At 36.3% G+C, this 12,417-nt stretch carries 17 protein-coding genes; 10 read left to right on the top strand and 7 right to left on the bottom strand.

The genetic code is table 11. From position 1 onward, the window contains the following. From CL42_RS17290 to CL42_RS13925, 10 genes are all read left to right on the top strand, one after another. Positions 1-507, top strand: a 507-nt coding sequence (locus CL42_RS17290) for a hypothetical protein (RefSeq protein ID WP_035269872.1), incomplete at its 5' end; no start/stop codon positions are given. A gap of 48 nt (positions 508-555) precedes the next feature. Next, positions 556-762, top strand: coding sequence for a zinc ribbon-containing protein (locus CL42_RS17430; RefSeq protein WP_265596987.1), 207 nt, complete (start codon positions 556-558; stop codon positions 760-762). A 118-nt stretch (positions 763-880) separates the two neighbouring features. Further along, positions 881-1,453 (top strand): DUF4126 domain-containing protein, encoded by a 573-nt coding sequence (locus CL42_RS13960; protein WP_035269869.1) that lies wholly within the window; start codon positions 881-883, stop codon positions 1,451-1,453. A gap of 37 nt (positions 1,454-1,490) precedes the next feature. Next, positions 1,491-2,213, top strand: a complete 723-nt coding sequence (locus CL42_RS13955; protein WP_035269863.1) for a hypothetical protein — start codon at positions 1,491-1,493, stop codon at positions 2,211-2,213. Between the two features lie 245 nt (positions 2,214-2,458). Beyond that, entirely contained in the window at positions 2,459-2,662 is a 204-nt protein-coding gene (locus CL42_RS13950; protein ID WP_051586633.1) for a hypothetical protein, read from the top strand. Between the two features lie 533 nt (positions 2,663-3,195). Beyond that, the gene (locus tag CL42_RS13945) at positions 3,196-3,861 is read left to right on the top strand and encodes an RluA family pseudouridine synthase (RefSeq protein WP_035269858.1); all 666 of its coding nucleotides are present in this window, start codon (positions 3,196-3,198) and stop codon (positions 3,859-3,861) included. 166 nt (positions 3,862-4,027) lie between these two features. Beyond that, positions 4,028-4,408, top strand: a complete 381-nt coding sequence (locus CL42_RS13940) for a ribonuclease E inhibitor RraB (protein WP_035269856.1) — start codon at positions 4,028-4,030, stop codon at positions 4,406-4,408. A gap of 140 nt (positions 4,409-4,548) precedes the next feature. After that, positions 4,549-4,887 carry a zinc ribbon domain-containing protein YjdM gene (locus CL42_RS13935; protein ID WP_035269853.1) on the top strand — a complete coding sequence of 113 codons (339 nt, stop codon included), beginning with the start codon at positions 4,549-4,551 and terminating at the stop codon, positions 4,885-4,887. Positions 4,888-5,124: 237 nt separating this feature from the next. Continuing rightward, the gene (locus CL42_RS13930; RefSeq protein WP_035269850.1) at positions 5,125-5,589 is read left to right on the top strand and encodes a YybH family protein; all 465 of its coding nucleotides are present in this window, start codon (positions 5,125-5,127) and stop codon (positions 5,587-5,589) included. Between the two features lie 72 nt (positions 5,590-5,661). Beyond that, complete coding sequence (locus CL42_RS13925; RefSeq protein ID WP_035269847.1) at positions 5,662-6,066, top strand: NUDIX hydrolase; 405 nt, start codon at positions 5,662-5,664, stop codon at positions 6,064-6,066. Between the two features lie 10 nt (positions 6,067-6,076). Here CL42_RS13925 and CL42_RS13920 read toward each other — a convergent pair whose 3' ends face one another. The 7 genes from CL42_RS13920 to CL42_RS13890 form a co-directional block, all read right to left on the bottom strand. After that, on the bottom strand, positions 6,077-7,027 hold the full coding sequence (locus CL42_RS13920) for a tRNA dihydrouridine synthase (RefSeq protein WP_035269844.1): 951 nt from the start codon (positions 7,025-7,027) through the stop codon (positions 6,077-6,079). A 144-nt stretch (positions 7,028-7,171) separates the two neighbouring features. Continuing rightward, positions 7,172-9,826 (bottom strand): hypothetical protein, encoded by a 2,655-nt coding sequence (locus CL42_RS13915; RefSeq protein WP_035269840.1) that lies wholly within the window; start codon positions 9,824-9,826, stop codon positions 7,172-7,174. A gap of 13 nt (positions 9,827-9,839) precedes the next feature. After that, positions 9,840-10,466, bottom strand: coding sequence for a PilW family protein (locus tag CL42_RS13910; protein ID WP_035269837.1), 627 nt, complete (start codon positions 10,464-10,466; stop codon positions 9,840-9,842). A 2-nt stretch (positions 10,467-10,468) separates the two neighbouring features. Beyond that, positions 10,469-10,894, bottom strand: a complete 426-nt coding sequence (locus tag CL42_RS13905) for a type II secretion system protein (RefSeq protein WP_035269834.1) — start codon at positions 10,892-10,894, stop codon at positions 10,469-10,471. Next, a complete protein-coding gene (locus CL42_RS16575; RefSeq protein WP_051586631.1) occupies positions 10,878-11,411 on the bottom strand; it encodes a pilus assembly FimT family protein in 534 nt (177 codons plus the stop codon). Before CL42_RS16575 ends, CL42_RS13905 begins: the two co-directional genes overlap by 17 nt. Position 11,412: 1 nt before the next feature. Continuing rightward, positions 11,413-11,832, bottom strand: coding sequence for a type IV pilin protein (locus CL42_RS13895; RefSeq protein WP_035269829.1), 420 nt, complete (start codon positions 11,830-11,832; stop codon positions 11,413-11,415). Positions 11,833-12,089: 257 nt separating this feature from the next. Then, positions 12,090-12,417: transposase family protein (locus CL42_RS13890; RefSeq protein ID WP_035269827.1), on the bottom strand; the 328-nt coding region annotated here is incomplete at its 5' end.

The raw sequence follows: 12,417 nt of genomic DNA, 5'->3' as shown, positions 1-12,417 counted from the left end.
TCTGTTTTAAAAATTGTAAGAACTAATGAAGCAGCTATTGATCTTATAGAAGAAGGATTTGTTCAGGCATCTAGAGCGCTCACAAATGAAAGACGTGAATATATTGCAAATTTGGTTTGCAATGGGATATCGGTTGAAGCCAAAAAAAATTCAGATAGTAAATATGTGTTGAAGTTATTAGGTGAATTTAATGATGAAGAAATAATTTGGCTCTGTTCTTATATGTATATCGGTACTGAAAGATATAGAGAATTTATAAAAAAGCATCATGAAACATTAAAACCAGTTAGTAGATCGAATGATGTAAGTCAAACAGAAATAGAAGAAGCTGCGATACAAGATTCCTATAATAATCATTTAGAAAGATTAAATTTGATTGTATCAAATTATAAAGTTGATAAATCTAGCAATCAGCTAATTCTAGATAGGAATGGTAAACCTAAATTATTAAATAGAAGATTAACATCTTTGGGGAAATTGTTACTAAAACAGATAGGGGTTACTTAATAATTAGACAAAAATTACTTTGCCTAATCGCCATCATCATCTGTCGAAATGGACAATAAAAAGTCATTCATTGTTCGTTATAGTGGTGTCACCATTTCTAAAATTATACGGAGAACAAAAATGGTTACAGCTGGCTCTAAACCGGGAACAGGTTTCTATTTTTGCGTTCAATGTGGGCATCGTGCTTACTTAGAAATTGGTACTGATCGTTTACCACCGTGTACCAAATGCTTAAGCAATCAATTTAAAAAATAATTCGCTCAAGCAAACACACTAAAACAGACACCACTGTTTTAAACAAAAGCCCTATTACACCATAGGGCTTTTTTGTTACCTTAAGAAAATTAAAAACATATTAATAAAAAGGTTCACTATGGAAACGATACTCGGTTTATGTCTTGGTATAGGATTAAGTACTGCATGTGGCTTCCGCGTATTTGTTCCATTATTGGTGATGAGTATTGCTGCCATTATGGGCATTTTTGAACCCATAAAAGGTTTTGAATGGTTGGCGATGCCATCAGTCTGTATTGCATTAGGCTTTGCCACACTGTGTGAAATAGGCGCTTATTATATCCCATGGGTAGACAACTTACTCGATACCATTGCAACACCTGCCGCGATGGTGGCTGGAACATTGACGACCATGGCGGTAAGCTCTGGTGAAATGTCGAAATTTGCAAGTTGGGCTGCCGCAATCATCGTCGGTGGTGGAACAGCAGGAGCAGTGCAACTTGGGACAGTGGCAGCACGGGGCGTATCGACCGCAACCATGGGTGGCGTGGCAAATCCTGTGGTTTCTACAGGTGAGTGGGTCAGCGCATTGGTGATTTCCGTATTGTCATTTTTTATACCCGTATTGGTGGTGATCGTTTTACTAATTGGTGTGGTTTGGGCAGTACGTTGGTTCAAAAAGAAAAAGCAGCGTCAAGCTGATGCTCAGTAAATTTATAAAAGAAGTATTAAAAATACTCGGATAAAGAATGAAAAATATATTGGCATTTTTTCAAGTTTTAATTGGGCTTTACTTTTTGGGTGATCTGATTAGACAGAATCCAAAGATTGATGGGTTTTTACAAAATACTGAAAAAAAATTTTCAAATTGGAATCACAAGCTCAAAGATTCAAATGCAAAATCAGTCTTATTTTTGTTGAAGAAGATTCATGGTTACTTATCTATAATTTTTATCATTATATTTCTCGTTATCCAAAAATTATGGCCTTCACAAATTTATTTGCTTCATCTTCTGTCCGCTGCTTTCGTTGCTTGTATATTTGTTTGGTTGTCTTTGACCTGGACAATTGATCATAAAAACATGATCATTTCGATGGCAAAGCAAGTTGCTTTTTTAAGTGTAACGCCTTTTATTGCAGGAATAATGGACTATCTTTTTTCATTAAATTTTACAGCAATATTTGTTCAGATATACAACACGCTCGCACAGACACTGCATTTGGAACCGAGCGGGATGCATCATCCAATTATTATGGGGCTTGTAGGCAGTCTTATTTTGACAAGCTTATTTGTCATCTATTACATAATAATGTGGGTGATTTCGCTACCAACACTACTGATTTTTCTATTATTTATGCTGAGTGCTCAGAGAATTGCCAAATTAATTAACAGTATTGCGCCTAAACAGCCTTTAATGGGTTTAGCTGTAATATTGTTTATCATTCTGACGTTTGTTCAAGCAAATATCTAAATTATTCAGTGGATGAATTGAATTTACAAACTTCTGAACAAACTATATCTTTGATTTTTAAGTGAGATTGTTTAAATATTTAAAAACCACGATCAATTTTACAGCTATTTTAGCTCAGTATTGGTCTAAAGCTTGCTTTAGATTTATAGCACTTAAGCTCATTGAAGACTGAAATAAACTTATAGGATCACCCTGTGAATACAGTACAAGAAAAATCCCGCGCAAAACTTCCTTTTAAAGTCCACATGATGGCAGGCTGGCCGTTGTTACTACTGATTATTGGTGGTGCTGTGGGTGGTGCACTCGGTGCAATTGCTTATACAATTAACCTCAAAATTTATAAATCTGAATTATCTCAACTACAAAAAGTACTCGCTAATCTTATGTGCGGCATGTTTGCCATGATGTTGTGGTGGAGCATTGCATCTTGGATTCAAGCCAGTCTCTAAAATGAAAGGTCAACTTGAATTTTAATTGCAATATTTAGCTAAAAAACGCTAAAAAAAGTGTATCAATGAACCTATTTGGGAAAAAATATTATATTTATAAGGTGATATGAAATATTTTTTTATTCGATGCTAAAATTCGTTAATCTTAGGAAATTAATCCCGACGCAGTCTCGCTATTATATATCTCAAGGGTGTGACGGGATCGAAAAGAGTAGATTGCTACCAGTTGCGTACAACGTGCGTGTAGTACTTACCCAAAAGGTCTTGATTCGGCTTAGGACGCTATAAACCAGAAGTTTATAGGCAATAGGGTTATAACTTACAAAGTTATAATAGTTGAAGTAAACAACATGTTTTCCCTGACACCTTCAAAAATTCTCTTAAAAAAATTATAATTCTCAATTCTCAATTCTCAATTCTCAATTCTCAATTCTCAATTCTCAATTCTCAATTCTTAAATCGCGCATCTTATAAATTGACACTGAGTTGATCAGTTGCTATTTTTCCGCATCCCAAAGAAATGCTTTGTTCACATGCCTTTAGACGATAATTTTGTATATATGCCACCTCAAGGTCCGCTTAACATCGTCTATGAAGATGATGATTTGGTGGTCATTGATAAACCAGCAGGATTATTGTCTGTGCCAGGACGCTTGCCTGAACATCATGACAGTGCGTATTCAAGAGTGATTGCTCAATATCCAAATGCAAAAATTACTCATCGTCTAGATATGGCAACCTCTGGAATTTTGATGTTTGCAAAACATCGCGATGCTGAAGTGGCTGTGAGCAAAATGTTCCAAGCGCGCACCGTGAAAAAAAATTATGTGGCACTGGTGCAAGGTAAAATTGCACAACAGGGACAAGTAGACTTGCCTTTAATTACGGACTGGGAAAACAGACCGAGACAAATCGTTCATTTTGAACTTGGAAAATCAGCCTTAACACTGTTTGAATTGGTCGCTTATGATGCGCATTTAGATGTTAGTCGTGTCTTGTTGACGCCAATTACGGGGCGTTCACATCAATTACGCGTACATATGCAAGCCATAGGTCATCCGATCACAGGTGATAAACTCTATCATCCAAACCCTAAACTCAGTGATTTAGGGCGTATGGCTTTGCATGCGAGTTATTTAGAGTTTCAACAACCGTTGAGTGGTATTGAAATTAAAATTGTGAGTGAAGTTCCATTTTGAATGAAACGCTTCAAGCAAAATACGTATTGTGAGTGCCTAACTAAAATTTAACAATTACGATCATATAAAGTTAAGAACAATTTCTAATGAATTCTTCTCCAAAATGAAATAAATATAGGCTACTCTAGGATATTGTATACGCAATAACCACAATAAGGATGAACGTATGAGCCGTGATTTAGAACAATTTCCAAATGATGATAATGGCGATGTACTGTGGCAAATGTTCCAGGATGGAGATGATTTAAGCGAGCCGCATGAGATTGAGTACTCAATTGCTTTTAGCTCTAAAGACAAAGCTGAAAAATGTGCCTTGTTCTTGCTTCAGGAAGAACAAAAGATCAGTTTATTTATTGATGAAGAGTCTGAATCCGCAGAATGGATTATCACGATTTATGTGTATATGGAGCCAGAATACTCAGATATTGTGGATTTAGAAGAGTGGTTTACCAAAATAGCCAATGACTATGACGGTGAGTACGATGGATGGGGATGTATGGCATATGTATATGATGATGAAGATATAGAAGATGAGTTTCAAAGCTAAACAAGGCTAGAGCCAATAAAAGAACCTAAGTGATTGAACTTAGGTTTTTTTTATTTAAACCTTATAAAATTTAAGGTTTTTTTCTATTCGCTAGATGAAAGTGGTATATTGAGCAAAATTTTTTATTTTTTGGATTTTTTATGTCTTTGCCAAATTGCCCAAAATGTTCCTCTGAATATACTTATGAAGATGGGGACCTCTTGATCTGCCCAGAATGTTCACATGAATGGAAAGAAGGAGAGACACTCGAAGAAGTGGTTCAGATCAAAGATGCAAATGGCAATCTTCTTGCAGATGGCGATACCGTAACGGTTATCAAAGATTTAAAAATTAAAGGTTCATCATCCGTAATCAAAGTCGGTACTAAAGCAAAAAGTATTCGTTTGTTGCCAGATGCAACGGATGGTCATGATATTGATTGTAAAGTAGATGGTTTTGGCGCAATGAAACTTAAGTCCGAATATGTAAAGAAAGCATAAGCTCTTATAATGGCTTCAGTGAAACTGGGGCCAATTTTTTTATGTGATAATAACTCGTCGTTGGTTTTAATTTGATCATAATGATAAGTTTTAATAAATAATGGTTGTTTTTTATCAATTTAAATTGAATTTTAGATACAAATTAGAATAAAAATTTCTTTGCTTGGCACAAAATAACATTACAGTTTTTCTTTAAAAGTGTTAACTTCATCACACTAATAACAATAAGGTCACATCATGTCTATTCAGATTGAGGGTAATGTTGTTGCTGCTCATGAAGTATTAGCGCAATTAAAAGAATGGGATTCAGCATTAGTAGGTAATAATGTTGATGCGTTAATCGAACAATGTGCGCAAAATGTAAGTATGTTTGATGTCAGCACCCAACTTGAGGGAGCTGAAGCTTATCGAAAAGAATGGCAAAAATTTAGTCCCTATTTCTTCGATGGAATGCAAATCACTCGCCGTGATATAAAAGTGCATGCGAGTGATCATTTGGTTGTATTACATTGTCACTCTAAAGTGGAACATAAAGCCTTAAAAGGTCAGTTGCAAATGCCTTGGTGTCGTACAACATTATGTCTACAAAAAACCAATGAACAATGGGTGATGGTACACCAACATATTTCTATGCCTGTAGACTTAGCAACGGGAAAGGCTATCATCTTGAAGGATAAATCAAAATTAAGGCTTGTGGTTTAGCTTATCTTGAGCATTTAGATGGGCTTAAACAGTGTTATCTTTCATGAATGAGTTAAATTCTGGAGACGTGTCATGGGATTTTATGATTTTTATCGTTTGAGTTCTCATGCGGTGATCACCAACCCAGAGGGACAAGTCTTATTACTGAAAGCAAACTATGCCAATTACAGTTGGGGGTTGCCAGGTGGTGGTTTAGATCAAGGTGAAACCATACATCAAGCTTTGCTCAGAGAATGTAAAGAAGAAATAGGTTGTGATGTAAGCATCCAATATTTATCAGGGGTCTACTATCACGCACATGTAAACTCACATACCTTTATCTTTAGATGCATGATTGAAAATAACGCCCAAATTCAACTCTCTGAGGAACATACGGAATATGCATGGTTTAGTCCAGAGCAACTGTCTGAAGTTCAACGCACTCGCGTTCAAGACTGTCTGAATTTTCAAGGTGAAGTTCGGAGTTATTCATTCTAGAATTTAGAAATTAGACAGTTTGCATAATGTTTTGAAAATGATTGAGCTTAGCAATGATTTCATCTACTTGTTTCAGACGTTTCACCTCATCCCATAACAGTTTTGCTTCAGGATAATGTTTAGACATCATACCTAGCCATTGCTTATAACGTCCGACCATATTCATTTCTTTTTTATAAGAACCATTTAAGAAGCGAATTTGGAGTGTAATTAAATCGCTCCATTGTAATATCGCTTCGTCTTTATTTTGTCGGATGCATTGTGTGACATCGGGTGTTGTCACTGCTGCACGACCAATCATTAGATCTTCACAACCTGACTCTAGTAAACACTGGCGCGCATCTTGGTTATTCCAGATTTCACCATTGGCTATCACATTAATGCTAAGCGCATGACGAATGGGTTGAAGTTGATCCCAAAAGGCGGGTGGGGTGTAGCCATCTGCTTTTGTTCGTGCATGAACGGTAACCCAAGCGGCACCAGCATCTTCTATCGCATGTGCATTTTCTAGGGTGAAATTACGATCCATATAACCTAAACGCATTTTTGCTGAAACTGGTATTTCAGCAGGCACTGCATCACGTACAGCTTTAACCAGTTGATACACTGTTTCAGGTTCATCCAATAATACAGAACCACCTCGATGCCTGTTTACTGTTTTAGCTGGACAGCCAAAATTCATATCAATTGCAGGTGCACCTAACTCCACCGCTCGAACGGCATTTGCAGCCAACATGGTTGGATTATTCCCTAAAAATTGAACATGAACGGGTGTTCCTGCTGCTGTTTTGCCATCGTTCAATAATTCGGGACAGTAAGAATGATAGATGTGATCTGGAAGGACAGAATCAGTGACACGGATAAACTCAGTTACACACCAGTCGAAGCTGCCGACATGTGTGAGAACATCACGCATGATGGGATCAGTTAAACCTTCCATGGGTGCTAAAACGAGTTTCACTTGGTCACCTGAATATGGGAAAAACGGTGTTATACGTTTTTTTATACAGAATGTCTAGTTACCCACGTAGTAGTAGAATTAGTTTTACGCGACGTAAAAAAATACCCGAGTCTAAACTCAGGTATTTTTTTGTTGAAATTTTAATTAAAGATACTTTGACCATTGTAGATCAGCTCTATTAACTGCAATGCCATCAGTCTCGGTAAAGCTTGTTTCTTTTGCATTGGTATAGTCTTTGTTTGGAATGACGATTTTAGTGCCTGCACCCATTGTATTGTGTTGCTGTATTCCATCCACATAAGGTGCGATGCCTTGTGAACTGATGCCTCCTACAATGGCATTTTTATTGTTGGTAATACCGCAAGCAGCACTGCCTTCTACTGAGCTTCGTGCAAGAACATCACCATAGATCTGTGCACAAGCGCCAATACGAACTACTCGATTAGACATTAAGGCAACTAAGCCTAGATCTAACTTTGGAACTTGTTCACCATCAATGTAAATTAATTTAATTTTGCCATTTTCATCTAGATTCATGTTCCGTGTGAATTCACTAGAATTTTTACATAGATTAATTGGTGTTAAAAATTTATTTGATAAAGTTTGAGGCTGAGTTATCGGTGGAGCAACGCTAAATTTATTGTTGTTCACTGAGGTTAAATCTCTTGAACAAATAATAGATTCTGAGCCGCTACGAGTGACATTGTATGGTGAGTAAACTCGAGGGGACATGGCAATCGCATCAATATCGCCTTCTGCTAAAAAGGTATTGGTAAATGCAGTTGTTGTGCTATCAGCATTAATATTTTCATCACCTGAAATAATTAATTTACCTTCAAAGTAGAGGATACCAGGCGCAAATGCTGGGTTTTCCATATTGGATTCTTTTGTTGAGCGAATATAGAAAGTATCAGGAAGGGTGAAATCATAATCATCAGGCCAACCAAAAACTCTTCTTTCATCACCGCTTAAACCATTAAAGTCCATACTGACGCGTGGTAAATAACCAATGATATCGCTTGAGCAATAACCACTATAATGTCCATTTTCAATTAATGAACTATTGGTCATTGCCTGAGGATTTACGATTTCTTGACAGATTGCACCGACATAATGATTACCATTTCGCGTGTATTTACCTAGATAGAAGCCATCTTCATTGACTAATTGTGGAGTCGCATTAATTGAACTTTTTACAAATTGTTTCCATCGACCATCGACATCTAATTCATAAGTATAGATATTCCCAGTTTGTTCATTTCTTAATTGGTTTAAATAAACTCGTGCAACACCGTTCAGTCGAGTGAAGATATAGTTGGCATGGGTTTTGTAAGCTTTAACATTAATCCGTGTTTTAAAGTCCATGACATGATTAATATGTTCTGCCATTTCATTTTGAAACTCAGTTGGATTAAATGGACTGTTAATAACAAAATTTAATTCAGGAATTTTATTTAAAGACTGATTTTCTTTAACCGTCCCTTTGATTGAGTTATTGAAAAGTGCTTTAACTTCACCTGTTAGCGTCACATTACCTTTGACGTCTTCTCCTATTGATCCGTCGAGTAATCTGAGATGTCCGTCAGCATATATGTTTCCACCAATCCAGCTGGTACTTAACCGAACTGCTGCATTGTAAATACCAATACCTGATTTTGATTTATTTTTTGCATAAACCGATCCGTTAATTTTTGCATTGGTATCTAAATCAACATATTCATAAGCATAAGCACTACCAGAAATCGTACTATTGGATAAATTGATAGTTTTTCCTGATTTAACATCACCAGTGACGCTGCTAAATATGGAGATGCTGACTGAACCTAAAGTTTCAATTGAGCCTACATTAACACCTGTGTAGATCACGATATTGCCGTTGGTTTTAATCGAACCTGCATAAGAACCTTCAGTTAGGCGTACTTCTCCGTTGGTTGTAATTGAGTTTGCTGTAGAGTTTAATGCTAGATGGACGTCACCTAAAGCTTTAATAGAATCAGCTTTTACACCTGTTTGAAGTTTTACCCATTCTAGTGCTTTAATTGATCCAAAATTACCAGGATGCATAATATGAACATAACCTTCAGCATTGATATTAATTTTTGTATTGCCACATTCTGTGAATGAACAATCGATAATAACGTCACCGCCTTTGCCATCTCGTTTTTTTACATTAATAGTAAGTTCGGAAATATTATTGGTTTTAAAACCTGCTTGAATAGAAGCATGTCCGCCATCCACATTGAGTACGGCTTTTGTATTTGGAACTTCAGAAGAAAGTGTTGTTCCCGACATAAAAGTATTTCCAGCATAATTGAGTGATGCTGGTGTAGGAGTAGTAACTTGTGCTTCAATTGATTTTAAGTCATATACAGCACGAATGCTGGTCGCAGCTTGAGATGCTACGTTTTGCGAGCTGATGTCAGCAGTTACGACACATGGTGTACCTGCTACATCATCTACCGTTTCTGTCAGCCCTGAACAACCTTTAACTTCAATGATATTCGCTGTGATATAGCGCTTATTTACTGGATCATTTAAAAGCGTAATGGTTTGATTTTCTAGCTGCTTTAATTCTGTAATATTTTTTTCTTTATATGCTTTTACTAAATATTCACGAAAAGCGCTTACACCAGACCAGCCCATGAGTTGCACATTGGTTTGAGCATGTGCAGCTACATTTGCCTCTTTGTTTGAAACAAGTGTACGAGCTACAGTCGAGGTGATGACCATCACTGTAAGTCCGATAAGCAAGACCAAAAGAATAGTGGCCATGCCTTGCTGTCTTTTTAAACTATTCATTGTGATCTCACTATTAAGAATTAATGATGTTATTTAGGCAGACTGTATTTTTAATACTTCCACCTGTTCCAGTCATATGTTCGCGTTGTGCAGTAATGGTGAGCTGCTTTAACCCTCTAGAATTATTCTTATCAATTCCATAAGGCGTGCATTTACCTGCGTTTAATGCGTAACTAAAAATTGGAGTGGATGATGAACTGTGGAACGCCACGATGACTTGATCTTCTTGCCAATTTTCATCAATCAAATCTGTATCAGAACCGCAGTTTCTTTTTAAAAGCACGAGGCGGTGTAATTTTGAGTTGCCGTCGGTAGAAATTTTTTCAGCTAAACCTTGGCACTGATAAGTAATTGGTGTTGTTCCAATATTAGGAATGAAGCGCCAAAATATTGCAGCGTTATTGTAAAAAGTGCCCGCAACAATATCGTGATTATTCCCAGTTCCATAACCTGCATTTTGAGTAAGCTTTTGCGCAACGAGTAAACCTGTTCTAATTTGAGCATCATACTCAGAATCTTGTGATGAACTAATGCCGATTTGAGTGGTTTGTTTAAATAACATCAGCATCATGATCATACAAAGTACTGCAATCACAAGACTAACCATTAACTCAATGAGCGTAAATCCTTTTTGAGACATGATTATCTCCCTACTCGATAGCAGGATGTGACAAGATCACCCTGAGCACATTGTTCTGCAACAGCTTTGCTTTCTCGACTTGCTGCAAGTACAGGCCAAGTCATTTGGCTTGGGTTTGCAGATCCTTTTAAGGCTTCTATTTCAGTACTTAACAATGAACAAGCAACAAAGTATGTCGTCCCATTGAGTTCAATATTGGACTTAAAAATTTCAGCTTCACAAATATTTGCGGTGGTTTCAGTTTGTTCAGCAACTTGTAATTTATTTTGTAATTCATTAATCAGAATATTATCGATATTCATATTACGCTGAGAGTTGATCATTTTGCTTATAGCTAAGCCACTTCCGAAAACAATAATCGAAAAAATAAGTAGGCCAACTAAAGATTCGAGCAAAGTAAAACCTTGTTGATTAGTTAATTTGAACATAAGCAACCTCTTCATTTTTTTCGATATCAATTTTAAAATTTGACAAGTTTGAACACGGTTGGCTTGAGTAGCTCGAATTCACTAAAATGCCTGCAGAGTTAAAAGCCAAGCAGTTAAAATCAGCGCTGTTTACTGTAAGATTTACATTCTTCGCAAGAGGGATACTTTGTAAAATATAGTTTTCATTTGTGGCATTGGTTGCACTTGGTGTACATCCATCCGTAGCCAATCGAGCAGCACGAATGACCAAAATGCTTTGATTCGCTCGATCAAAACATACACTGGCAGCTGCTAAAGTAGACGGCTGATTATTGGTGTTTCTTAATGCAGCAGCACGTGCTTGAAAAGTTGCATTTTTTACTGCCGAGATTGCGCTATCTACATGGCTACGATCAACCCAGGCGCGAGTCAGTGAGCTTCCGACAAAAAGTAATATCGCCAGAACGGCAATGGTAATCATCAACTCAATGAGCGTGAATCCACCTTGCTTTGATCGAATGACTGTAGATTTCAGCATATTAGTTCACCCAATCCGTGATTGATCCACAGCCAGTCAAACTTCTGACGCCATTATTGGTAAGCTTTAAAGTACAACCTACAACACGTGCTTCTGTACCAACTGCTTCTAGCGTGTAAGTAATGCCATCGGTAGACGTATATTTAAAGTTGAATGCTTCAGAACTTGGATTCCACGTTGAAAATATTGGGCTTGCTTTGATAGCACTTGTATTGGCAAAATTTGTATTTGGGAAATTAAGCGTACGTTGATACGCTTGTTCAGCAGATAAAGATAAGGCAATTAAATTCGATTGGGCTTCTTTAATTTTGGCTTTGGTGATGTAGTTTTGATAACTCGGCAACGCAATTGCTGCCAAAACACCAACAATTATGACCACGATCATTAACTCAATTAAGGTAAAACCCTTTTTAAATTTCATACAATCCCCAAAAAAATAATGATCAATAATTCATATTTACTAAATATTACATTAGGATTATAGATTAATATAAACAATATTAATGCGATTAATGGGTGTGATTTGGCGACGAGTTGTTTGTTTAATATTTCTTAATAATATTAAATTTATTTTAAATAGTATTCATTAATTTAAGTTATTGAAAATAAATAATATTTATAATTTTATAGTAATAATGTATCTAATTAATACAAATAATAGACCTCTAGCGAAAGTCGTTATTGCAAGTTCATCCGATTTACCAGTGCAGCGATTAAGTTAATGCGTAAACCGAATCTTTTCCGTCTATTTCGATAGCGTTCACTTAATATTCTGAATGTTTTCAATTGACTATTAATATGTTCGATCACAACTCGTATTTTTCCAATCATTTTATTGTACTTTTTCTCAACATCAAATAAGGGTAAATTCTTCTTTTTCTTTATTGGCATCAATAATTTAAAGCCATCTTGCTCTAATCCGTAGTACCCTAAATCGGTCATAACATATTTACAATGTTTGAATTTTTTAACCGTTTTTCTTGCCAATTTAATGTCATGCTGACTA

This window comes from Acinetobacter sp. Ver3 (assembly GCF_000632455.1).
GTDB lineage: Bacteria > Pseudomonadota > Gammaproteobacteria > Pseudomonadales > Moraxellaceae > Acinetobacter.
Note: the sequence above shows the minus strand (reverse complement) of the source record. Positions and strands in the feature narration are given on the sequence as shown.

Coding starts and splice junctions, on each gene's coding strand:
- CL42_RS17430 (WP_265596987.1), top strand. CDS start 556: ATGGACAATAAAAAGTCATTCATTGTTCGTTATAGTGGTGTCACCATT.
- CL42_RS13960 (WP_035269869.1), top strand. CDS start 881: ATGGAAACGATACTCGGTTTATGTCTTGGTATAGGATTAAGTACTGCA.
- CL42_RS13955 (WP_035269863.1), top strand. CDS start 1,491: ATGAAAAATATATTGGCATTTTTTCAAGTTTTAATTGGGCTTTACTTT.
- CL42_RS13950 (WP_051586633.1), top strand. CDS start 2,459: ATGATGGCAGGCTGGCCGTTGTTACTACTGATTATTGGTGGTGCTGTG.
- CL42_RS13945 (WP_035269858.1), top strand. CDS start 3,196: ATGCCTTTAGACGATAATTTTGTATATATGCCACCTCAAGGTCCGCTT.
- CL42_RS13940 (WP_035269856.1), top strand. CDS start 4,028: ATGAGCCGTGATTTAGAACAATTTCCAAATGATGATAATGGCGATGTA.
- CL42_RS13935 (WP_035269853.1), top strand. CDS start 4,549: ATGTCTTTGCCAAATTGCCCAAAATGTTCCTCTGAATATACTTATGAA.
- CL42_RS13930 (WP_035269850.1), top strand. CDS start 5,125: ATGTCTATTCAGATTGAGGGTAATGTTGTTGCTGCTCATGAAGTATTA.
- CL42_RS13925 (WP_035269847.1), top strand. CDS start 5,662: ATGGGATTTTATGATTTTTATCGTTTGAGTTCTCATGCGGTGATCACC.
- CL42_RS13915 (WP_035269840.1), bottom strand. CDS start 9,826: ATGAATAGTTTAAAAAGACAGCAAGGCATGGCCACTATTCTTTTGGTC.
- CL42_RS13910 (WP_035269837.1), bottom strand. CDS start 10,466: ATGTCTCAAAAAGGATTTACGCTCATTGAGTTAATGGTTAGTCTTGTG.
- CL42_RS13905 (WP_035269834.1), bottom strand. CDS start 10,894: ATGTTCAAATTAACTAATCAACAAGGTTTTACTTTGCTCGAATCTTTA.
- CL42_RS16575 (WP_051586631.1), bottom strand. CDS start 11,411: ATGCTGAAATCTACAGTCATTCGATCAAAGCAAGGTGGATTCACGCTC.
- CL42_RS13895 (WP_035269829.1), bottom strand. CDS start 11,832: ATGAAATTTAAAAAGGGTTTTACCTTAATTGAGTTAATGATCGTGGTC.